Here is a 21481-nt window from a genome sequence, read left to right as displayed (position 1 = left end):
CAGCGGCACCGGTGACGCTGACCGGCATGACCGACGACGCGACGGCCGTGCTGGCCGACGGGATACGAAAAACGTACGGACGCACCACCGCCCTGGACGGCTTCGACCTGGCCGTGCCGGCCGGCACCGTGTACGGGGTGCTCGGCCCGAACGGGGCGGGCAAGACCACTGCGGTGCGGATCCTCACCACGCTGCTGCGGTTCGACGCCGGCCGGGCCCGGGTCGCCGGGTACGACGTGGCCTCCGAACCGGACCGGGTCCGTGAGGCGATCAGCCTGACCGGGCAGTACGCGGCGGTCGACGAGGTGCTCAGCGGGCGGCAGAACCTGGTGCTGTTCGGGCGGCTGCGGCGGCTGTCCGCGCGGCGGGCCCGCGACCGCGCCGAGGAGCTGCTGGACCGGTTCGGGTTGACCGAGGCGGCGGACCGGTCGGCGGGCGGCTACTCCGGTGGGATGCGCCGCCGCCTGGATCTGGCGGCCAGCCTGGTGGTGCCGCCGCGGGTGCTGTTCCTCGACGAGCCGACCACCGGCCTGGACCCGCGCAGCCGCAACGGTCTGTGGTCGGCGGTGCGGGAACTGGTCGCCGACGGCACGACCGTGCTGTTGACCACCCAGTACCTGCAGGAGGCCGACCACCTCGCCGACCGGGTGTGCGTCATCGACTCCGGCCGGGTCGTGGCCGAGGGCACCCCGGAGCGGTTGAAGGCCCGCATCGGCGCGGACCGGCTGGAGCTGATGGTCCGCGACGCGGCGGACCTGCCCACGGCGGCGGCGGTGGTGGAACGCGCCACCGGCGCGGCGGTGACGGTGGACGCGGAGCTGCGGCGCGTGGACGCGCCGGTGGCCGACCGGATCGCCGTGCTCATGACCGTGCTGCGGACCCTGGAGGACGCCGGGGTGGCGGTGGAGGACGTGCTGGTGCGCCGGCCGACGCTGGACGAGGCGTTCCTGCGCCTGACCGGCGGCCGGGCCGACGCGCAGCGGATGGAGGTGGCGTCGTGAGGGCGCTGACCGACGGGTGGCTGATGGCCGGGCGGAACATGCGGCACGTGGTCCGCGCCCCGGAGGAGATCATCATCTACTTCAGCCTGCCGATCATGTTCGTGCTGGTGTTCGGCTACGTGTTCGGCAGCGGCATGTCCGTGCCGGGCGGCGGCAACTACCGGGAGTTCCTGCTGCCCGGCGTGTTCGTGATGACGATGCTCTACGGGCTCGGCGCGACCGCGTCGGCGATCGCGGCGGACGCCGGCCGGGGCGTGGTGGACCGGTTCCGGTCACTGCCGATGGCCCGTTCGGCGCTGCTGTCCGGCCGCGCCGGCGCCGACCTGGTACGCGCGTGCCTGGAGATGACCACACTCGTGGTGTGCGGGCTGCTGGTGGGCTGGCAGTGGCGCGACGGAGTCGGCCCGGCCCTGACGGCGGTGGCGCTGATCCTGCTGCTGCGCGTCGCAATGACCTGGGTGGGCATCCTGTTCGGGCTGCTCGTGCCGAACCCGGACACGGTCGCGGTGGTGGTGTTCCCGCTGGCGTTCCCGCTGACCGCCCTGTCCAACGTGTTCGTGGCGCCGGAGCTGATGCCGGACTGGCTGGGCGCGATCGCCGCGTGGAATCCGCTGTCGGCGACGGTGGCGGCGGCCCGGGACCTGTTCGGCAACCCGGGCCTGAGCGGCGACTCGTGGCCGGCCCGGCACGCGCTGGAACTGGCGGTCGCCTGGCCGCTGGCGCTGATCGCGGTGACCGCACCGGCGGCGGTGCGCCGCTACCGGCGGCTCGGCCGCTGACACGGGGAGCATCGGGGGGATGAAATCGGGGCGCGGCCGAAGCCGCGCCCCGATGCTCCCAGGCCCTTCCCGGCCGGTGGGGCGAAGACGATCAGCGCCGACCTTCGGACCGACCCGACGTGGACTGGCTGCCCCCGCCTGGCCGTTGTCTACTGGCCGTGCCTCTCACCTTGCCCGTACACCGGTAACCGCGGCCGGTTCGCGCCGCCCCGCCGACCCCCGCCCGCTGGACCTGGCCGCCGCAACCTTCCGGTCGCTCGGCCAGCGGACGAAGGGACGAAGCGAACAACAGCCGCTTCCCGTGGTAGGACTCAAAGACGGTACGGCGTAGACCCCCGCCGCTGTCAACCCACCCGGGCCTGTCGTGTGTTGCGACACGGCGTGTCGCGTCGGCGCGTCTCGATTCCTGAGCCTGCTTCAGGCGCCGAGGTGGTGCCGCAGCATCGCCGCCGCCGCACCCGGATGATCGTCGGCGAGCAGCCCGGCGGCGGCCAGCACGTAGTCCACGTCGACGACCGGGCGGGCCGCCCGCGGCAACGCCCACCCGCCGGCGTGGTCGGTGAGCACCGCGTCGAGCACCGCCGCCGCGTCACCCGGGTCGGCGTGCCGCAGCACCCCGCCGGAGCCGACGAGCAGCTTCACCTCCCGCAGGTCCCGCCCGGCCCGCTCCCCCGTCGCCGCCCCACGCGCGTGCCGCCGCAGCGCCACCGTCGCCGCGAGGGCCGCGATGCGCCGGTCCACGGCCCGGTCGGCGTCACCGGCGGGCAGGAACCCCGGGTCGGCGGCCCGGACCGCCGCCGCGGCCGCCAGATCCGCCTCCTCGGCCGCGTCGAGCAGCCGCTCCTCGACCGCGGCACGCACCACACCCGGCGCGCTCCACCGCATGCCCAGGTCACCCTCCACGGTGCGGGCCCGCCACAGCGTCCCCGCCACCTCCTGGCTCGGGCCGCTGTCCCGCTCGTCGGGGGTGAGCACCGAGTACACGTCGGTGGTCGCGCCACCCACGTCCACCACCGCGAGGTCACCGCCGAGCGTCCCGGCGAGGACCTCCACGCCGGTCAGCACCGCGTCGGGGGTGGCGGCGCGGACCAGCCGCGCGAACCGCGTACCCCGGGACAGCTTCTTGCCGCCGATGACGTGCCGCAGGAACACCTCCCGGATCGCCGCCCGCGCCGACGCCGGCTCCAGCACCCCGATGCGCGGCAGCACGTTGTCCGCCACCGTCACCGGCACCCCCGCGCCGGCCAGCAGCGCGTGCAGCTCGTCGCGCACGTCGGCGTTGCCCGCCAGGACCACCGGCACCCGCAAGCGGGCCTTCGCCAGCCGCGTCGCGTTGTGCGTCACCGTCTCGGCATCGCCGCCGTCGGTGCCGCCGACGAGCAGCACCACGTCCGGGCGGGCCGCCCGCAACGCCGCCACGTCCGCCCCGGACAACCGTCCCGCCGCCACGTGCACCACGTTCGCGCCCGCCGACAGACCGACCCGCCGGCCCGCCTGAGCGGTGACGAGGGGCTCGTAACCCACCACCGCCAGGCGCAGCCCACCCCCGGCCGACGAACACACGTACCAGGGCGCCTCAGCGACCCCGGCCGACGCGGTGGCCGCGCCGACCGCGGCGTCCAGACCGTGCAGCACGTCAGTGCCCACAGTGGTGGGCGCGGACGCCGCCGCGACCAGCCGGCCGCCGTCGAGGTCCACCACCGCGGCCTTCGTGTACGTCGACCCCACGTCGGCGCAGACGACGACGCTCACGGCCGTTGGGGCACGACCACCGTGCCGGTCGCGGTGACCGCCACGATCGGCTCGCCGAGCACCTCGGCGGCCGACTCGCCCTTGTCCGGGCGGCCCCGGCACACCACGGTCGCGGCGAAGTCGATGGTGCGGCTGCGGGTACCCACCCGGGTCACCGTCGCCGTCACCTCCAGCACGTCACCGGCCTTCATCGGCGCCCGGAACTGCACATCCGCGTACGAGGCGAACAACCCCTCGTCACCGTCGGTGCGGATGCACACCTCGGTCGCCACGTCCCCGAACAACCCCAGCGCGTACGCCCCGTCGACCAGGTTCCCCGCGTAGTGGGCGTGGGAGTACGGCACGTACCGGCGGTGGGTGACTGTCAGACCGACACGCGGATCGCTCATGCGACGTTCGCCTTCCTGGAGGTGATCAAAGCGTGGACGAGGTAACTGGCCACCTCGCCCGGAGTGGTGCCACGGCCGAAGATCCGGTCCACGCCCAGCTCGCCGGTCATCGTCTCGTCGAACCGCGGCCCGCCGACGATCAGCAGCGGCCGGCGCCCGGCCGGCATCGCCTCCCGGAACGCCGCCGACATCTCCCGCGTGTTGTGCAGATGCGCGTCGCGCTGCGTCACCACCTGCGACACCAGCACCGCGTCGGCGCGCTCCCGCCGGGCCGCCTCGACCAGTTCCGGCACGCTCACCTGCGCGCCCAGGTTCGTGACCTTCAGCTCCCGGTAGTACTCCAGGCCCTTCTCCCCGGCGATGCCCTTGACGTTGAGGATCGCGTCGATGCCCACGGTGTGCGCGTCCGTGCCGATGCAGGCGCCCACCACCGACAGCTTGCGGCGCAGCCGCCGCTTCACCACCGCGTTGACCTCCTTGGCCGACAGCAGCGGATAGTCACGCTCCACCACCTGCACCTTCGCCAGGTCCACCAGGTGGTTCACCCGCCCGTACACCACGAAGAACGTGAACCCGTCACCGATCGGTTTGGCGTGCACCAGCATCGCCGGGTCCATGCCCATCTTGTTCGCCAGCTGCACCGCCGCGCCCTCGGCCCGCTTGTCGTGCGGCACCGGCAACGTGAACGACACCTGCACCATGCCGTCACCGGTGGTGTCCCCGTACGGCCGCACAACCGTCTTCTCACTCATGGGGCTGCTCCAGGATCTCCGTGGCCGGGTTGTAGTAGTCCGCCTCGTGCCGGGCCACGCCGTCCAGGCCCTTCCCGCGGTCCGCCGGCCGCTTCATGATCCCGAACGTGCCCTCGGCGATCGCCGTCAGCAACGACTGGTCCCCGATGCGCTCCAGCAGATCCACCGCCTCACCGAGCACCCGGTGCGCCCGCGCCTGGATGAACCCGCCCGGCGCCGGCACGAAGTCCTCGTGCAACCCGCCCGCCGCGCCCAGCACGTACCGCACGTTCTGCAGCGCGATGTCCCGGTCCGACAGCCACGGCGTCACCACCGCCTCGGTCATCATCCCCACCAGCAGAATCCCCTGCCCGGTCATCGTGCCCACCAGGTTGAAGAACCCGTCCAGCAGGTTGCCCCGGAACACGTCACCGGTCATGTGCTTCGTCGGCGGCATCCACTTCAACGGCGCGTCCGGGAACAACTCCCGCGCCAGCAGCGCGTGCGCCAACTCCAACCGGAACGACTCCGGCACGTCCGGGTTGATCTCGAACGCGTGCCCCAGCCCCAGCTGCCAGTCCGCCAGCCCCGCCTCGTGCGCGAAGAACTCGTTCAGCAACTGCGACACCGTCACCGTGTGCGCCTCGTCCACCGCGTCAGCGGTGGTCAGGTAGTTGTCCTCACCGGTGTTGATGATGATCCCCGCCCGCGCGTGCACCTGCCGCGAGAACCGCTGGTCCACGAACGTGCGGATCGGGTTGATGTCGCGGAACAGAATCCCGTACATCGAGTCGTTGAGCATCATGTCCAGCCGCTCCAGGCCGGCCAGCGTCGCCATCTCCGGCATGCACAGACCCGACGCGTAGTTCGTCAACCGCACGTACCGGCCCAGCTCCTTCGACGTCTCGTCCAGCGCCGCCCGCATCAGCCGGAAGTTCTCCTGCGTCGCGTACGTGCCCGCGAACCCCTCCCGGGTCGCCCCCTCCGGCACGTAGTCCAGCAGCGACTGCCCCGTCGACCGGATCACCGCGATCACATCGGCGCCGGCCCGCGCCGCCGCCTGCGCCTGCGGAATGTCCTCGTAGATGTCACCCGTGGCCACGATCAGGTAGATCCACGGCCGACGCGCCGGATCCCCGAACCGCTTCACCAAGCGGTCCCGCTCCGCGCGCCGCCGGTCGATGCTGCGGATCCCCGCCGCGACCGCCTTGCGCGACGCCCGCCGCGCCGCCGTCACCGCCTTCCCCGACGGCTGCGCGAACCGCACCGACCCGGCCGCCGCCTTCTGCGCCAGCAACGTCACATCGGCGATGCCCTCACGCGCCAGCGCGTCGAACACCGGCGCCGCCACCCCGTGCCCCAACCCGACGTCCGCGACCACCGCGTCGACCAGCCGGTTCACCCACGGAATGCCGTCCGGGTCCGCGCCGGTCACCCCGGCCAGCCGCAGCACCGCCCGCTCCACCGACACCGTGGTGTGGCTACGCGCCAGATCCACCACCGGCTGCCCGGCCCGGCGCGCCAACTCCCGCGCCCGCGCCACCAACGCCGGATCCAGCCCAAGCTTGCCTGTCACGAAGACCCTTCCTGATAGATCACGTCACCGCGCAACACAGTGGTCCGGCACACCGGCAGCGGCGTCGGATCATCCGCGCCCCGCAACTCCGGATCCTCGGCCAGCACCACCGGAAGCCCCCGCTCCACGCCCGCCGGGGTGTCCCACACCGCGAACGTCGCCGGCGCCCCCAACGCCAGCACACCCTCGTTGTCCAGGTGCACCGCCCGCCACCCGCCGCGCGTGTGCGCCGCGAACGCCGCCCGCACACTCATCCGCTGCGCCGGGTTGTGGTGCGCCGCCGCAGCCCGCACCGAACCCCACGGATCAAGCGGCGTCACCGGCGAATCCGACCCGAACGCCAACGCCACCCCGACACCGTGCATCGCGCCCATCGGATTCGACTCCAGCGACCGCGCCAACCCCAGCCGCGACTCGTACATCCGGCCCGCGCCGCCCCACAACCTGTCGAACGCCGGCTGCATCGACGCCACGATCCCGTACTCCACGAACCCGGCGATCAGCGCCTTGCTCATGATCTCCGCGTGCTCCACCCGGTGCCGCGCCGCCCGCAACCGGTCCACACCCAGCGACCGCGCCGCCATGCCGAAGCCCTCCAGCACCGTGCCGATCGCCGCGTCCCCGATCGCGTGGAACCCGCCCTGCAACCCGTGCGCCGCACAATCCAGCAGATGATCACGAACCTGCTCCGCCGACACGTACCCGTGCCCGCACGCCCCCGCCTCACCGTCCAGGTACGCCGCCGACACGTGCGCCGTCCGCGACCCCAGCGCCCCGTCGGCGAACAGGTCACCACCCGCGCCCACCGCGCCCAGCTCCCGGGCCTTCGCCGCACCCAGCAGCTCACCCCAGTACCCGTACACCTCCGGCACCCCGGCCCCCGAGATCGCCAACAGCCCGGTGAAGTCCTCCTCGTCGGAAATGTCCGGCCCACCGCACTCGTGCACCGCCGCGACACCCAGCGACGCCGCGTGCGCCAGGGCCCGCCGCTGCGCCGCCACCCGCTGCGCCCGCGAAACCGACGCGAACGCCGCCGCCCGCACCACATGGTGCGCGTCGCGCCGCAACCACCCCGACGCCTCGTACCCGGCCGCCGACACCACCTCCGGGCACGCCGCCAGCAACGCCGCCGACACCAGCGCCGAATGGATCGACGCCTGCGACAGATACACCCGCCGCCCACCCGCAGCACGGTCCAGCGCCGCCGCATCCGGCAACACCGGATCCGCCCAGCCCGACTCGTCCCAGCCGTGCCCCAGCACCACCGCGTCACCCGGCAGACCCGCCGCGAACGCCGACACCGCCTCCAGCAGCCCACCCGCCGACCGCACCGCCGACAGATCCAGCCCCGACAACGCCAACCCGGTATCAGTCGCGTGCACATGCGCGTCCACGAACGCCGGCGTCACCAGCGCACCGCCCAGCTCCACCACCCGGTCCGCCCGCGGCGCCTCCGCGTCCGTGCCCAACCAGGCGATCCGCCCGTCCCGCACCAGCAGCGCCGTCGCGCTCGGGTCGGCCGGACAGTGCAGCACTCCACCGCGATACAGCGTCGAGGGGTTCGTCATGGTCTCAGTCTGCCGCCAGACGCGCCTCGAACAGACCGCGCACCCCCGGCTCGGTCCGCAACAAATCCAGCGCCAGCGCCGCGTGCCCCGGCACATACCCGTTGCCCACCAGCATCGTCACGTCCGCCGCCAGGCCCTCCGCACCAAGCGCCGCCGCCGCAAAGCTCGTCGCCATCGAAAAGAAGATCACCGTACCGCCGTCCGCCGTGGCCAGCACCGCGCCGTGCTCACACCCCGGCACGTCCACGCACACCACAGTCACGTCCGCCGGCACCCCCAGCGCCGTCGTCACCGCCGTCGACAGCCCCACCGGATCCCGCGCGTCGGCCAGCGCCACCACGTCGGCCAGCCCGGCCGCCGCCAGCGCGTCCCGCTCCGCGGCCACCGGAACCACCCCGACGGTACGGGCGGCGCCCGCCCGCCGCGCCGCCGCCAGCGACAGCGACCCGCTCTTGCCGGCCCCGCCGATCACCGCCACCGACACCGGACGCGGATCACCCTCACGTGAGCGCCGCGCCACCTGCTCGGCCACCACCCGCGCGGTGAGCGCCGGCGCCCCGCACACGTCCAGCACGGCGAGGGACAACTCGGGGTGCAGGTCCGCCGGCAGCACCGCCGCGATCGACCGCGCGAACAGGATCGCGTACCCGTCACACGGCACCTGCTCGCTGCGCCCGTCCCAGCGGGCCAGCCCGTCGAGGATCGTCAGCGGCGTCAGCGTCAGCGACACGAGCGTCGCCACCCGGTCGCCCGGCTTCAGCCCCAGCGGCGACCGGCGGCCCGCCTCCTCGACGGTGCCGATCAGCATCCCGCCGGAACCGGTCACCGGGTTCTGCATCTTCCCCCGGGTCGACACGATCTCCAGCACCTCGGCGCGGACCTTCTCCCCGTCGCCGCCGTGCTTCTCCGCCAGCTGCCGGAAGCTCGCCGCGTCCAGGTTCAGCCGCTCGACCCGGATCCGCACCTCGTTCGCCGCGATCCGCGGGTCCGGGTCCAGCCGCCAGGCCGCCTGCGGGAGCACCCCCGCCGGTTCCACGACTCGGTGCAGTCCCACCGGTGACGTCACGCCGACCCCCTATGTCCAGCCGCCCGAACCCCTGGTCAGGACTCGCATCGCGGGAAAACTTACGGCAGACTAATTTCTTCACCGCAGATTTTCCAGTAGCCTACGCATCCGTTGATCAACCCGCACACTGACGAGGAGGGGCCGTGACCCAGACCCAACCGGTGGAGACCATCCCGACGCCCCGCCACGCGCCGGCCGCCGTCCCAGCCGCCGGACAGCCCTACGAATACCGCCGCGCGCCCCTCGTCGAACCCGACTGGACCCGCTTCCCCGGCTGGCGCCACGTCACCCGCGACCAGTGGGAGAGCGCCCAGTGGCAGCGGGTCAACTGCGTCAAGAACATCAAGCAGCTGCGCGCCGTCCTCGGCGACACCGTCGACGAGACCTTCTACGCCGACCTGGAGGCCGACCAGAAGGCCCTGGCCACCATGTCCATGCTGGTGCCGCCGCAGATGCTCAACACCATGGTGCCGTTTGAGCCGATGAGCACCGAGGCGCTGCTCGCCGACCCGATCCGCCGCTACATGATCCCGGTCGCCTCCGACCGCCGCACCGACTGGCCGTCGCACCCGTACGCCAGCCGCGACAGCCTCCACGAACACGACATGTGGGTCGCCGAGGGCCTCACCCACCGCTACCCCACCAAGGTCCTCGCCGAACTGCTCTCCACCTGCCCGCAGTACTGCGGCCACTGCACCCGCATGGACCTCGTCGGCAACTCCACCCCCGCCGTCGACAAGCTCAAGCTCACCCTCAAGCCCGTCGACCGCTACGACGCCCACATCACCTACCTCAAGGCCCACCCCGGCGTACGCGACGTGGTCGTCTCCGGCGGCGACGTCGCCAACGTGCCGTGGCGCAACCTCGAGTCGTACCTGATGCGCCTGCTGGAGATCGAGACGATCCGCGACATCCGGCTCGCCACCAAGGCGCTCATGGGCCTGCCCCAGCACTGGCTCCAGCCCGACGTGGTCGAGGGCCTGGAACGGGTCGCCCGCACCGCCGCCCGCCGCGGCGTCAACCTGGCCATCCACACCCACGTCAACCACGCCCAGTCGCTGACCCCGCTGGTCGCCAAGGCCGCCCAGACCGCGCTCGACGTCGGCGTACGCGACGTACGCAACCAGGGCGTGCTCATGCGCGGCGTCAACGCCACCAGCGCCGACCTGCTCGACCTGTGCTTCGCGCTGCAGGGCGAGGCGGGCATCCTGCCGTACTACTTCTACATGTGCGACATGATCCCCAACGCCGAGCACTGGCGCGTCCCGGTGTGGCACGCCCAGCAGCTCCAGCACGACATCATGGGCTACCTGCCCGGCTACGCCACCCCGCGGATCGTCTGCGACGTGCCGTTCGTCGGCAAGCGGTGGGTGCACATGCTCACCGACTACGACCGCGAGCGCGGCATCTCGTACTGGACGAAGAACTACCGCACCTCGATCGAGTCGGCCGACCTGGAGGCGCTGAACAAGCGCTACGCCTACTACGACCCGATCGACACGCTGCCCGAGGCCGGCCAGGCCTGGTGGCTCGCCCACCGCGACGACTGACCCCGGACACCCGAACGGCGGGCCACCTCTGCGATGAGGTGGCCCGCCGTTCCGCGTACTCACTTGTTGAAGGCGTCCTTGACGTCGCGGCCCGCCTGCTTGGCGTGCTCCCCGGCCTGCCGGGCCCGGGCCGCGCTCTGCTCGGAGGCGCCCTCGGCCCGCAACCGCTCGTTGTCGGTCACGTCGCCGATCCGCTCCTTGGCCATTCCGCTCATCTCCTGGGCCTTGTTCTTCGCCTTGTCGGTGAAGCTCATGTCGCCCTCCTCGTTCCGGCCGAGCGTTGCCCTTGTCGTGTCCCCGGTGACTGTCGGGTGAAACGCTGTTGTGCTGCGCACATCGCGTAATGCGTCCTAGGACAATAGGTTGAAGGCTGGACGCCCGGCCGACGCCGACCCACCGTGGTTGACTGGGCCGGTGAACGAGATCCTGCTGATCCGGCACGGCGAGACGACCTGGAGCGCCGCCCACCGGCACACCTCGTACACCGACCTGGAGCTGACCCCCGACGGCGAGCGGCAGGCCCGCGCGCTGGCTCCCCTGCTCGCCGGCCGGCGCTTCGCCCGCGTGCTGTCCAGCCCCCGGCAGCGCGCCACCCGCACCGCCACCCTGGCCGGGCTCACCGTCGACGCGATCGAGCCCGACCTCGCCGAATGGCACTACGGCGAGTACGAGGGACGCACCAGCGCGGACATCCAGACCGAGCGGCCCGGCTGGTCGATCTGGACCGACGGCGGCCCCGGCGGGGAGTCACCGGAACAGGTGGGCGCCCGCCTGGACCGCGTGCTGGACCGGGTCGCGCCGCTGCTGGAGCAGGGCGACGTGGCGCTGGTCGGGCACGGCCACAGCCTGCGGGTGCTCGGGGCACGCTGGATCGGGCTCCCGCCGTCGGTCGGCGGACTGCTGCGGCTGGACACCGCCACGCTCAGCGTGCTCGGGCACGAGCACGGCCGGCGGGTGATCAGGCGGTGGAACCTGCCGGCTCCGCCGACGGGCGCGGACGACCCCGGCCGGTCAGCTCGCCACTGATCTTCGGCGGCCGGTTCTCGTACGGCGTCGACAGCACCACAGTGGTGCGCGTGGTGACGTTCGCCGAGGTGCGGATCTCCTGCAGTACCCGCTCCAGGTCGGCCGGACCGGCCACCCGCACCAGCAGGAGATAGAAGTCCTCCCCCGCCACCGAGTAGCACGAGTCGATCTCGGGCAGGTGCGCCAGCCGCTCCGGCGCGTCGTCCGGCTGGGACGGGTCGAACGGCCGGATCGCCACGAACGCGGTCAGCGGCAGGTCCAGCGCCTCGAACGACACCCGCGCGGCGTACCCCTTGATCACCCCGCGCTGCTCCAGCCGGCGGACCCGCTGGTGCACGGCCGACACCGACAGGCCCACCCGCTCGGCCAGGTCCGTGTACGACAGCCGACCGTCCCCGGTCAGCGCGGCGACGATGGCGCGGTCGATCTCCTCCACGCGCTGCACAGTAGCCGGTAAAACGCTCTCCCGCCGCACCCGGCCCGCCGTGGTGACGCTCAGCGCGCCGTCCGGTCGCGTACCGCGTCCGCGGCGTAGTTCAGGACCTCCGCCATGTCCTCCTCGTCCAGGAACGGCAGGTCGGTGAGGATGTCCGTGACGGACATGCCCTCGGCCATCATGGCCAGCAGGGTGGCCACGGGGATGCGCGACTGCCGCACGCAGGGCGCACCCCCCATGACGTCGGGGTCGGCGGTGATCCGGGGGAAGGTCACCGCGACAGGCTAGCCCTTGGCCAGCGCGCGCGAGATCACCAGCCGCTGGATCTGGTTGGTGCCCTCCACGATCTGCAGCACCTTCGCCTCACGCATGTACCGCTCGACCGGGTGGTCGGCGACGTACCCGGCGCCGCCGAGCACCTGCACCGCGTCGGTGGTCACCCGCATCGCCATGTCGGTGGCGAACAGCTTCGCCTTCGCCGCCTCGATCGAGTACGGGCGGCCCGCGTCGCGCAGCCGCGCGGCCGCAAGGGTGAGCGCCCGCGCGGCGGAGATCTGGGTGGCGGCGTCGGCCAGGTTGAACCCGAGCCCCTGGAAGTCGATGATCGCGCGGCCGAACTGGCGCCGCTCCCGGGCGTAGCCGACCGCGTAGTCGAGCGCGCCCTGGGCCAGGCCCACCGCGCACGCGGCGATGCCCAGCCGGCCGGAGTCCAGCGCCGACATGGCGATGGTGAACCCGGCGCCCTCGCCGCCGATCAGCCGCTCCGCCGGCACCCGGGCGTCGTCGAACGCGATCTGCGCGATCGGGGAGGCGTGCAGGCCCATGGTGCGCTCGGCGGCCTGCGGGTGGATGCCCGGCGTGGCCCGGTCGGCCAGCAGGCAGGAGATGCCCTTCGGGCCGGGGCCGCCGGTGCGGCAGAAGATGTTGTAGAAGTCGGCGACCCGGGCGTGCGTGATCCACGCCTTGGTGCCGGTGACCACGTACTCGTCGCCGTCGCGCACCGCCCGCGTGGTCAGGGCCGCCGCGTCCGAACCACCCTGCGGCTCGGAGAGACAGTACGCCCCGAGCAGCTCCCCACCGATCATGTCCGGCAGCAGTTTGCGCTGCTCGTCGGTGCCGAACTGGGCCACCGGATAGCAGGACAGCGTGTGCACGCTGACCGCCTCGGCCACTGCCAGCCACCGGCTGGCGAGGATCTCCAGCACCTGCAGGTACACCTCGTACGGCTGGGCGGCGCCGCCGTGCTCCTCGGCGTACGGCAGGCCGAGCAGCCCGGCGCGGCCCAGCGTGCGCAGCACCTCCCGGGGGAACTCGGCGCGGGTCTCGAAACCGGCGGCGGCCGGGGCCAGCTCCCGGTCGGCGAGTTCGGTGGCGAGGTCCAGCAGGTCGTGGGCCTCGTCGGTGGGCAGGATCCGGTCGACGTTCATAGCGCGATGAGCTCCGTGGGGGTGGTGTTGAGCCGTTGCCCGCCGTCCGTCGTGCAGACGACGATGTCCTCGATCCGGGCGCCGTGCCGCCCGGCGAGGTAGATCCCGGGTTCGACCGAGAAAGCCATGCCGGCCTCGAGGGGCCGGGGGTTGCCGGTCACCACGTACGGCTCCTCGTGGCCGTCGAGGCCGATGCCGTGACCGGTGCGGTGCAGGAAGGCGTCGCCGAACCCGGCGGCGGTGATGACGTCGCGGGCGACCGCGTCGAGGGCCTCGGCGGTCACGCCCGGCGCGACGGCGGCCACGGCGGCGCGCTGCGCCTCCCACAACACCGCGTAGTAGTCCATGAACTCGGCCGGGGCCGGGCCACCGGCCACGTACGTGCGGGTGCAGTCGGAGCGGTAGCCCGACGGCATGGTGCCGCCGATGTCGACCACCACCGGCTCGCCGACGCCGATCGGGCGGTCCGAGACACCGTGGTGCGGGCTCGCGCCGTTCGGGCCGGCGGCGACGATGACGAAGTCGACAGTGGCGTGCCCGGCGGCCCGGATCGCGGCGGCCAGGTCGGCGGCGACCTCCCGCTCGGTGCGGCCGGGACGCAGCCACTCGGCCATCCGCCGGTGCACCGCGTCGATCGCGGCGCCCGCCTCGGCCAGCGCGGCCACCTCGGCCGGCGACTTGCGGATCCGCATCTCGCGCAGCACCTCGGAGGCGAGCCGCTGCGCCGCGCCGGGCAGCACGTCGCGCAGCGCGAGGACCTGCTGCGCCCACATCCGGTCGGCCAGCCCCACCGCGCGGACCGGGCCGGGCAGCGCCGCGCGCACCAGCGGCCACGGGTCGGCGCCGTCGGCGTGGTCGACGATCCGGTACCCGGCGCCCGGCGCGGCCTCGGCGTCCGGCCGCTCCAGCACCGGCACGATCAGCGTCGGCTCACCCTCGGCGGGCAGCACCAGGCAGGTCAGCCGCTCCCCCTCGCGGGCGTCGTAGCCGGTCAGGTAGCGCAGGTCCGAGCCCGGGGTGAGCAGCAGCGCATCCAGGCCCGCCGCTGCGGCGGCGCGCTGGGCCTCGGCGAGTCGCCCGGCCGGGTACAGATCGTCGGTTCCCACAACCGAAGCTTAACGGTCGTTTGGGCCAGCGCGGGAGTCCGGTTGATGATCGAAGCCGAGGCCCGCCGCCCGGGCCCGGCCGGCCTGCTCGGCGGCCTCCCGCGCCCGGGCCCGCGCGATGTCCGGCAGGCGACCGGCCAGGAAGTCGCGGTGCAGCAGCGCCACGATGAAGTACCGGCGCAGCCGCTCGTACGACTCCCGGAACTCCCGGCGCGCCGCCGGAGCGACAGGGGTCACAGGCACGACGGCTCGGGCTCGATCACGCCCTCCTCTACCCGCCGCTCGCACCGATATGCGCGCGCTTGCGGGCACGAGCGACCATGGAGTGGTGATCCGCTTTCTGCTGAACCTGCTGTGGCTCGTCTTCGGCGGCGGCTTCGTCCTGGCCCTCGGCTACGGCGTCGCCGCCCTGGTCTGCTTCGTCCTGGTCGTCACCATCCCCTTCGGCGTCGCCTCGCTGCGGCTCGCCACGTACTCGCTGTGGCCGTTCGGCCGCACGATCGTGCGCAAGCCGGGCGCCGGGCTTCCCTCCGGCCTGGCCAACGTGCTCTGGGTGGTGCTGGCCGGCTGGTGGCTGGCCCTGTCGCACATCCTCGCCGGCGTCGCGCTCTGCGTGACGATCATCGGTATCCCGTTCGGCGTGGCGAACTTCAAGCTGGTCCCGGCGGCGCTGTGGCCGCTCGGCCAGGAGGTCGTCGAGAACCCGTAACCCCTCCTCGCCACGCGGGTCCACCCGCCACTGGAACGCCATGGGTGTCTCCGGCCCTGTTTGACACCCATGGCGTTCCACTCTGCGACGGTTACGCGGCGAGTTGACGTTCGCACCCGAGGACGACCCCCACGATCTCGGCAACCGAGATCGGCGTCCCGCGCCACGGGACGGCTTGGAGATCTTGGTACGGAGTCGCCCCTCCGAGGGCCGTCTCGTACCAAGATCTCGCAGGTAACGAACGCGAGCACCGAAGGCGCGCCGCAGCGGCCAGCTCCCCGTTCGCGGTGAACGGCCGGCCTCACCATCCCTACAGCATCCTAGGAGGATGGGGTGTTGGCGGGCGCTGGCCGCAGGAAGGATGCGAATGTGGCTCGCACCAACGCCTCGCTGACTAGCGTCGGGAGGGTGCGGGACGGGGTGATCGAGACACTGAAGGCGGACCCGGCGATGTCGGGACTGCGCCGGTCGCTGGACTTCTACCACGGCGACCCGGCGCGCGACGCCGCGCTCGACCGGTTCTACGCCCCGCTCGTGCACGCCGGTGACCTGGTCTTCGACGTCGGCGCGCACGTGGGCGACCGGCTCGGCAGCTTCCGCCGTCTCGGCGCGACGGTGGTGGCCGTCGAGCCGCAGCCGTTGTGCGCGCGGGCGCTGCGCGAGCTGTACGCGGACGACGGCGCGGTGACTGTGGTCGAGGCGGCGTGCGGGCGTACCGCCGGGCCGGTGCGACTGCACGTGAACTCGGCCAACCCGACGGTCTCCACCGCCTCCCCCGGGTTCGTCCGCGCCGCCGACGGCGCGCCCGGCTGGGCGGGCGAGACCTGGGACGCACAGATCGAGGTGCCCGGCACCACGCTCGACGCGCTGATGGCCGCGTACGGCGTGCCGGCGTTCGTGAAGATCGACGTGGAGGGCTTCGAGGACGCCGTGCTGGCCGGGCTGAGCCGGCCGGTCCCGGCGCTGTCGTTCGAGTTCACCACCATCGCCCGGGTGGCGGCGGCACGCTGCCTGGACCGGCTCACCGCGCTGGGCTTCACCCGCTTCACCGCGGCGATCGGCGACGAGACGACGTTCGCGCTGCCGGGCTGGCGGCCGGCCGCCGAGGTGGCCGCGTACCTGGGGACGCTGCCGGACGAGGCCAACTCCGGCGACGTGTACGCCCGCCCCTGAACCTCCACTTCGGACCAGGCGCGATCGGGCCGGAAGGCATCGACCCTGCTCATCGCGCGGATCGGCGCAGACGCAGCCCGGGCGCTTTTTTCACGGCTCGAACTTAGCTATACATCGTTACCCATCTGTGATTGACGTGACCCGCGCCACTTGGGTTGACTGCCACGGAACCGCTTCCGCAACCGGTTCCGAAACATCCCGCTCATCCCTTCGACCCGGGAGCGCCACGTGCCGATCACGATCGCCGACGTCGCCGCCCGCGCCGGGGTGAGCAAGACGACGGTGTCCCGGGTGCTGAACGGCAAGGGCGAGGTGCACCTGCGCACCGCCGACCGGGTCCGCGCCGTGATCAACGACCTCGGGTACGTGCCGAGCGCACGCGCGGTCGGGCTGGCCCGCGGGCGTACCCGGGTGGTCGGCATGCTGGTGCCGGCGCTGACCTGGCCCTGGATGGGCGAGGTGCTCCAGGGCGCGGCCGACGTGGTCGAAGCCGCCGGCTACGGCATGCTGCTGTTCACCTGCACCCACGGCGACGAGTCGATGCGCCGCTTCGCCTCCCAGGTGTCGGCCAAGTCGTTCGACGGGCTGCTCGTGGTCGAACCAGAGGGGACGCTGGACTACATCACCGAGCTGCACCGGCGCGGCCTGCCGGTCATCCTCATCGACGACCGGGGACACCAACCCGGCTTCCCGTCCGTGCGCACCACGAACGAAGCGGGGGCGCGGGCCGCCGCGACGCACCTGCTGGCGCTCGGCCGGCGGCGGCCGCTCGTCGTCACCGGCCTGCGCCGGTTCGGCTGCACCCGGGAACGGCTCGCCGGGTTCGCCGGCGCGTACGCCGAAGCCGGCCTGGCGATCGACCCGGGCCGGGTGGTCGAGGGTGACTTCACGTTCGAGTGCGGGCGCGCGGCGGTGCGGCGGCTGCTCGCCGACGGCGTACCCTTCGACGCCGTCTTCGCCCACAACGACCTGTCGGCCGCCGGCGCGCTGCAGGCGCTGCGCGACGCCGGGCGGCGCGTCCCGCAGGACGTCGCGGTGGTCGGCTTCGACGACCTGCCGCTGGCCGGGCACACCCACCCGCCGCTGAGCTCCGTGCGCCAACCGCTGCGGGAGATGGGTACGGCCGCCGCCCGGCTGCTCATCGCCCACCTCGCCGGCACCCCGCTGCCGGAGGGCCCGACCGTCATCCCCACCGGCTTCACCACCCGCGACTCGACCGGCGTCACCTGACCCACCCCGCCGTACCCGGCGACCACGCCGGCGGGCCCGCCCGCCGGTGGCTCCACCGCACACCCTCCATCCACCACATCCCGCCCGAGGAATGCGGGACCACCGAGGGAGACCTCCATGAGAAGACGGCAACTCCTCGCCCTCGCGCTGGCCGGCGCGATGGTCACCACCGCCGCCGCGTGCGGCGACAGCCCGAACGCGAACAAGAAGAGCGGCCAGGCCGCGACGGTGCTGAGCGTCGGCATGCCCAACGGCCCGCAGGCCGAGAACAACAACCCGTTCCTCACCACCTCGGCCGCCGCCTCGCTGGGCTACCGGTGGCAGATCTACGAGCCGCTGATGATGTGGAACCCGGTGAAGCCGGCCGAGCCGTTCAAGCCGTGGCTGGCCACCAAGGCCGAGTGGTCGTCGGACTACAAGTCGGTGAAGGTGACCATCCGCGAGAACGCGACCTGGTCGGACGGGCAGAAGGTCACCGCCGAGGACGTCGCGTTCACCTACAACCTGGTGAAGAAGTTCCCGGCCATCAACGACCAGGGCGTGCCGTACACCGACGCCGTCGCCAGCGGCAACGAGGTCACCATCTCGATGGCCAGCCCGCAGTTCGTCAACCAGCAGAAGGTGCTGTGGCGGGTGCCGATCGTGCCCAAGCACCTGTGGGAGAAGATCGCCGACCCGGCCAGCGACCCGGTGAAGCAGCCGGTCGGCAGCGGCCCGTACACGCTCAAGTCGTTCACCCCGGCGAGCATGACGCTGGCGGTGCGCGAGAGCGGCTACTGGCAGGACCTGCCGAAGGTGAAGGAGCTGCGGTACACCTCGTACACCGACAACAGCGCGCAGACCACCGCGCTGGCCAACGGCGAGGCGGAGTGGAGCTTCGTCTTCATCCCGAACTACCAGACCGTGTTCGTGGCGAAGGACCAGAAGAACCACAAGATGTGGGCGCCCCCGGTGCTCGGCATCCACGGTCTCTACCTGAACACCACGAAGAAGCCGTTCGACGACCCGACGCTGCGCAAGGCCATGAACATGGTGATCGACCGGGCGGACATCTTCACCACCGCCGAGGCCGGCTACTTCCACCCAGAGGTCAAGAGCGTGACCGGCCTGCCCAGCCCGGCCGGTGACTCGTTCATCGCGCCCGAGTACAAGGGCCAGGAGCACAAGGTCGACGTCGAGGGCGCCAAGGCGCTGCTCACCGGCGCCGGCTACAAGCTGGACGGCAACACGCTGAAGGACAAGAGCGGCAAGGCGGTCACGATCCGGCTGACCGACCCGGCCGGCTGGTCGGACTACCAGACCAGCCTGGAGATCGTGAAGGGCAACCTGGCGAAGATCGGCATCGCGGCGACCATCGACAAGGCCAACCAGGACGCCTGGTTCCGCAACGTCGAGCAGGGCAACTTCGAGGCCACGTTCCGGTGGACCGAGAGCGGCGCCACGCCGTACGACATCTACCGGACCATCATGGACGGCCGCGTGCTCAAGCCGATCGGCACCGCCTCCCCGGCGGGCAACTTCGGCCGGTTCGACAGCAAGGAGGCCACCGACGCGCTGGTGTCGTACGCAAACGCCACCGACGACGCCACCCGCGCCACCGCGCTGGCCACGCTGCAGAAGATCTTCGTCGAGCAGATGCCGATGATCCCGGTCGGCGCGGACAACATCGGCGGCGCGTACAGCACGAAGAACTGGGTCGGCTGGCCGGACGACTCGAACCCGTACGGCGCGCTCCAGCCCACCCAGCCCAACGCGGTGGACGTGGTGCTGCACCTCAAGCCGGCCAACGGCTGACCCGGCGTCGCCGGCCCGGCCACGATCGCCCGGCCGGGCCGGCGACGCCCGCCCCTCGCTACCGGCAACCCCAGACAGGAATTCGGCATGACGTTGACCGAGAGCGCACCGGCGCCGGCCGACGAGGTGGTGCTGGAGGCCGTCGGCCTGACCAAGCACTTCCCCGTCCGCCGGCGGCTGCGTGACCTTCTCTCCCGGACCCCGGCGGTGGTGCACGCCGTCGACGACGTATCGATCGAGTTGCGCCGTGGCCGGGTGACCGCGCTGGTCGGCGAGTCCGGCTCCGGCAAGTCCACAGTCGCCCGGCTGCTGGCCCAGCTCTACCCGCGCACCGGCGGCGACATCCGGCTGCACGGCCGCTCGACCCGGGTACGCGGCGGACGCCGGTTCCGAGCGTACGTGCGGCGGGTGCAGTTGATCCTGCAGGACCCGTTCGCCTCGCTGAACCCGGTGCACACGGTCCGCTACCACCTGACCCGGTCGCTGCGCATCCACGGCAACGCCGGGACCGGGCCGGACGGGCTGGACAAGGCGCTGGCCGACCTGCTGACCCGGGTCAGCCTGACCCCGCCGGAGCGCTACCTCGACGCGTTCCCGCACGAGCTGTCCGGCGGGCAGCGCCAGCGCGTCGCGATCGCACGGGCGCTCGGCGCCGACCCGGAGGTGCTGCTCGCCGACGAGCCGGTGTCGATGCTGGACGTGTCGATCCGCCTGGGCGTGCTCAACCTGCTGCAGGACCTCAAGGACCGGCTCGACCTGGCGATCCTCTACATCACCCACGACATCGCCTCGGCCCGCTACTTCGCCGACGAGACGATCGTCATGTACGCCGGGCGGATGGTCGAGGGCGGCGACAGCGAGACGGTCACCCAGCGGCCGGCGCACCCGTACACCCGGTTGCTGATCGAATCGGCGCCCGACCCGGAGCGGATCACCGGCGCGGGCGGCGACGGCGCGGCGGCGGGCGAGCGGGGCCACGGCGAGCCGCCGAGCCTGATCCGCCCGCCGGCCGGCTGCCGGTTCCACCCGCGCTGCCCGGCGGCCATGCCGCGCTGCGCCACCGACCTGCCGCCGCCGATCCCGGTCGACGACGCGCCCGGGCACTGGGCCGCGTGCTGGCTGTTCGACGCCGAGACCGTCGCGACACAGAAGGCGGAGAACGCGGAGCAGGCCGGAACGGAGACGGCCCGGTGAGGTTCCTGCTGCAACGGGTGGCCTTCTACCTGTTCACCGCCTGGGCGGCGATCACGCTGAACTTCTTCATCCCGCGGATGGTGCCGGGCGACCCGGTCCAGTCGCTGATCTCCCGCAACCAGGGCCGGATCAGCGCCGACGCGATCGCGTCGCTGCGGGTGCTGTTCGGGCTGGACTCCGACCGCTCGCTGTGGGAGCAGTACGTCGCCTACTGGGGACAGCTGCTGCGCGGCGACCTGGGACTGTCGTTCACGTTCTTCCCCGCGCCGGTGTCGGAGGTGATCGGCAGCAGCCTGCCGTGGACGGTCGGCCTGGTCGGCGTCACCACGATCGTGAGTTTCCTGCTCGGCACCGCGCTCGGCGTCGGCGCGGGCTGGCGGCGCGGCTCCTGGATCGACGGACTGCTGCCGGCCACCACGTTCCTGTCCTCGATCCCGTACTTCTGGCTGGGCCTGGTCGCGATCGCGTTGTTCGCCGGGCCGGGCAGCTTCTTCCCGTCCTCCGGCGGCTACGAGCCGGGCCTGGTGCCGGCGTTCGACGCGTACTTCATCCCGAGCGCGATCCAGCACAGCATCCTGCCCGCGGCGACCATCCTGGTGTCGTCGATGAGCGGCTGGATCCTCAGCATGCGCAACATGATGGTGACTGTCGCCAGCGAGGACTACATCACCGTCGCGCACGCCAAGGGGCTCTCCGAGCGCCGGGTGGCGCTCAGCTACGCCGCCCGCAACGCGCTGCTGCCGAACGTGTCCGGGTTCGCGTTGTCGCTCGGTTTCATCGTCGGCGGCACGCTGCTCGTGGAGATCGTCTTCTCGTACCCGGGTCTGGGGTTCCAGCTCTTCCAGGCCGTCGGGTCGAAGGACTACCCGCTCATGCAGGGCATCTTCCTGATCATCACGATCTCGGTGCTGGTGGCGAACCTGCTCGCCGACGTGGCGTACCTGCTCCTCGACCCGCGGACCCGAAAGAGCTGA

22 protein-coding genes are annotated in these 21481 nt (G+C 72.4%); 10 read left to right on the top strand and 12 right to left on the bottom strand.

Going from position 1 to position 21481, the window contains the following annotated elements; all coding sequences use genetic code 11:
* Positions 1-26: 26 nt before the first annotated feature.
* The gene (locus PVK74_RS05905) at positions 27-1001 is read left to right on the top strand and encodes an ATP-binding cassette domain-containing protein (RefSeq protein ID WP_274478420.1); all 975 of its coding nucleotides are present in this window, start codon (positions 27-29) and stop codon (positions 999-1001) included.
* Entirely contained in the window at positions 998-1780 is a 783-nt protein-coding gene (locus PVK74_RS05900; RefSeq protein WP_140946602.1) for an ABC transporter permease, read from the top strand. Before PVK74_RS05905 ends, PVK74_RS05900 begins: the two co-directional genes overlap by 4 nt.
* 417 nt (positions 1781-2197) lie before the next feature.
* Here the strand turns inward: PVK74_RS05900 and PVK74_RS05895 are convergent, their stop codons facing one another.
* The 6 genes from PVK74_RS05895 to kdd are packed head-to-tail and all read right to left on the bottom strand — an operon-like array spanning position 2198 to position 8862.
* Positions 2198-3532: a glutamate mutase L gene (locus PVK74_RS05895; RefSeq protein ID WP_274478419.1), complete on the bottom strand. Its 1335-nt coding sequence runs from the start codon at positions 3530-3532 to the stop codon at positions 2198-2200.
* Positions 3529-3921: a 3-aminobutyryl-CoA ammonia lyase gene (gene kal, locus PVK74_RS05890; RefSeq protein WP_043324122.1), complete on the bottom strand. Its 393-nt coding sequence runs from the start codon at positions 3919-3921 to the stop codon at positions 3529-3531. Before kal ends, PVK74_RS05895 begins: the two co-directional genes overlap by 4 nt.
* A complete protein-coding gene (kamE, locus tag PVK74_RS05885; protein ID WP_043324123.1) occupies positions 3918-4673 on the bottom strand; it encodes a lysine 5,6-aminomutase subunit beta in 756 nt (251 codons plus the stop codon). Before kamE ends, kal begins: the two co-directional genes overlap by 4 nt.
* Entirely contained in the window at positions 4666-6228 is a 1563-nt protein-coding gene (kamD, locus tag PVK74_RS05880) for a lysine 5,6-aminomutase subunit alpha (protein WP_274478418.1), read from the bottom strand. The genes kamE and kamD overlap by 8 nt, the downstream gene beginning before the upstream one ends.
* Positions 6225-7796: an amidohydrolase gene (locus PVK74_RS05875; RefSeq protein ID WP_274478417.1), complete on the bottom strand. Its 1572-nt coding sequence runs from the start codon at positions 7794-7796 to the stop codon at positions 6225-6227. The genes kamD and PVK74_RS05875 overlap by 4 nt, the downstream gene beginning before the upstream one ends.
* A 4-nt stretch (positions 7797-7800) precedes the next feature.
* The gene (gene kdd / locus PVK74_RS05870; RefSeq protein ID WP_064446002.1) at positions 7801-8862 is read right to left on the bottom strand and encodes an L-erythro-3,5-diaminohexanoate dehydrogenase; all 1062 of its coding nucleotides are present in this window, start codon (positions 8860-8862) and stop codon (positions 7801-7803) included.
* Between the two features lie 143 nt (positions 8863-9005).
* On the opposite strand from kdd, the gene PVK74_RS05865 reads away from it, so the two are divergent.
* Positions 9006-10412 (top strand): KamA family radical SAM protein, encoded by a 1407-nt coding sequence (locus PVK74_RS05865; protein ID WP_104115743.1) that lies wholly within the window; start codon positions 9006-9008, stop codon positions 10410-10412.
* A 59-nt stretch (positions 10413-10471) separates the two neighbouring features.
* Here the strand turns inward: PVK74_RS05865 and PVK74_RS05860 are convergent, their stop codons facing one another.
* Positions 10472-10666 (bottom strand): CsbD family protein, encoded by a 195-nt coding sequence (locus PVK74_RS05860; RefSeq protein ID WP_043324133.1) that lies wholly within the window; start codon positions 10664-10666, stop codon positions 10472-10474.
* Positions 10667-10826: 160 nt separating this feature from the next.
* Between PVK74_RS05860 and PVK74_RS05855 the strand changes: the two genes are divergently transcribed.
* Entirely contained in the window at positions 10827-11438 is a 612-nt protein-coding gene (locus PVK74_RS05855; protein ID WP_274478415.1) for a histidine phosphatase family protein, read from the top strand.
* Here the strand turns inward: PVK74_RS05855 and PVK74_RS05850 are convergent.
* The 5 genes from PVK74_RS05850 to PVK74_RS05830 are packed head-to-tail and all read right to left on the bottom strand — an operon-like array spanning position 11371 to position 14650.
* On the bottom strand, positions 11371-11874 hold the full coding sequence (locus tag PVK74_RS05850; protein ID WP_043330145.1) for an Lrp/AsnC family transcriptional regulator: 504 nt from the start codon (positions 11872-11874) through the stop codon (positions 11371-11373). The genes PVK74_RS05855 and PVK74_RS05850 overlap by 68 nt on opposite strands.
* A 59-nt stretch (positions 11875-11933) precedes the next feature.
* Positions 11934-12149, bottom strand: a complete 216-nt coding sequence (locus PVK74_RS05845; protein ID WP_030502405.1) for a DUF433 domain-containing protein — start codon at positions 12147-12149, stop codon at positions 11934-11936.
* A gap of 9 nt (positions 12150-12158) precedes the next feature.
* Complete coding sequence (locus tag PVK74_RS05840) at positions 12159-13301, bottom strand: acyl-CoA dehydrogenase family protein (protein WP_187693806.1); 1143 nt, start codon at positions 13299-13301, stop codon at positions 12159-12161.
* The gene (locus PVK74_RS05835) at positions 13298-14407 is read right to left on the bottom strand and encodes a M24 family metallopeptidase (RefSeq protein ID WP_274478413.1); all 1110 of its coding nucleotides are present in this window, start codon (positions 14405-14407) and stop codon (positions 13298-13300) included. The genes PVK74_RS05840 and PVK74_RS05835 overlap by 4 nt, the downstream gene beginning before the upstream one ends.
* A 9-nt stretch (positions 14408-14416) precedes the next feature.
* The gene (locus PVK74_RS05830) at positions 14417-14650 is read right to left on the bottom strand and encodes a hypothetical protein (protein WP_274478412.1); all 234 of its coding nucleotides are present in this window, start codon (positions 14648-14650) and stop codon (positions 14417-14419) included.
* A gap of 85 nt (positions 14651-14735) precedes the next feature.
* Between PVK74_RS05830 and PVK74_RS05825 the strand changes: the two genes are divergently transcribed.
* From PVK74_RS05825 to PVK74_RS05800, 6 genes are all read left to right on the top strand, one after another.
* Positions 14736-15116 (top strand): YccF domain-containing protein, encoded by a 381-nt coding sequence (locus tag PVK74_RS05825; RefSeq protein ID WP_274478411.1) that lies wholly within the window; start codon positions 14736-14738, stop codon positions 15114-15116.
* Between the two features lie 450 nt (positions 15117-15566).
* On the top strand, positions 15567-16289 hold the full coding sequence (locus PVK74_RS05820) for an FkbM family methyltransferase (RefSeq protein WP_210883278.1): 723 nt from the start codon (positions 15567-15569) through the stop codon (positions 16287-16289).
* A gap of 228 nt (positions 16290-16517) precedes the next feature.
* Positions 16518-17519 (top strand): LacI family DNA-binding transcriptional regulator, encoded by a 1002-nt coding sequence (locus PVK74_RS05815; protein ID WP_043324146.1) that lies wholly within the window; start codon positions 16518-16520, stop codon positions 17517-17519.
* 117 nt (positions 17520-17636) lie between these two features.
* Positions 17637-19313: an ABC transporter substrate-binding protein gene (locus PVK74_RS05810; RefSeq protein ID WP_274478410.1), complete on the top strand. Its 1677-nt coding sequence runs from the start codon at positions 17637-17639 to the stop codon at positions 19311-19313.
* Positions 19314-19400: 87 nt separating this feature from the next.
* Positions 19401-20507 (top strand): ABC transporter ATP-binding protein, encoded by a 1107-nt coding sequence (locus PVK74_RS05805; protein WP_209961861.1) that lies wholly within the window; start codon positions 19401-19403, stop codon positions 20505-20507.
* Positions 20504-21481, top strand: coding sequence for an ABC transporter permease (locus tag PVK74_RS05800; RefSeq protein WP_043324151.1), 978 nt, complete (start codon positions 20504-20506; stop codon positions 21479-21481). The genes PVK74_RS05805 and PVK74_RS05800 overlap by 4 nt, the downstream gene beginning before the upstream one ends.

This window comes from Micromonospora chalcea, from assembly GCF_028768405.1.
In the GTDB taxonomy this organism is placed as follows: domain Bacteria; phylum Actinomycetota; class Actinomycetes; order Mycobacteriales; family Micromonosporaceae; genus Micromonospora; species Micromonospora chalcea.
Note: the sequence above shows the minus strand (reverse complement) of the source record. Positions and strands in the feature narration are given on the sequence as shown.

Excerpts from the sequence above, each read along its gene's own strand:
- PVK74_RS05905 (WP_274478420.1), top strand. The coding sequence starts at position 27 with ATGACCGACGACGCGACGGCCGTGCTGGCCGACGGGATACGAAAAACG.
- kal (WP_043324122.1), bottom strand. The coding sequence starts at position 3,921 with ATGAGCGATCCGCGTGTCGGTCTGACAGTCACCCACCGCCGGTACGTG.
- kamE (WP_043324123.1), bottom strand. The coding sequence starts at position 4,673 with ATGAGTGAGAAGACGGTTGTGCGGCCGTACGGGGACACCACCGGTGAC.
- PVK74_RS05875 (WP_274478417.1), bottom strand. The coding sequence starts at position 7,796 with ATGACGAACCCCTCGACGCTGTATCGCGGTGGAGTGCTGCACTGTCCG.
- PVK74_RS05860 (WP_043324133.1), bottom strand. The coding sequence starts at position 10,666 with ATGAGCTTCACCGACAAGGCGAAGAACAAGGCCCAGGAGATGAGCGGA.
- PVK74_RS05840 (WP_187693806.1), bottom strand. The coding sequence starts at position 13,301 with ATGAACGTCGACCGGATCCTGCCCACCGACGAGGCCCACGACCTGCTG.
- PVK74_RS05820 (WP_210883278.1), top strand. The coding sequence starts at position 15,567 with ATGTCGGGACTGCGCCGGTCGCTGGACTTCTACCACGGCGACCCGGCG.
- PVK74_RS05810 (WP_274478410.1), top strand. The coding sequence starts at position 17,637 with ATGAGAAGACGGCAACTCCTCGCCCTCGCGCTGGCCGGCGCGATGGTC.
- PVK74_RS05805 (WP_209961861.1), top strand. The coding sequence starts at position 19,401 with ATGACGTTGACCGAGAGCGCACCGGCGCCGGCCGACGAGGTGGTGCTG.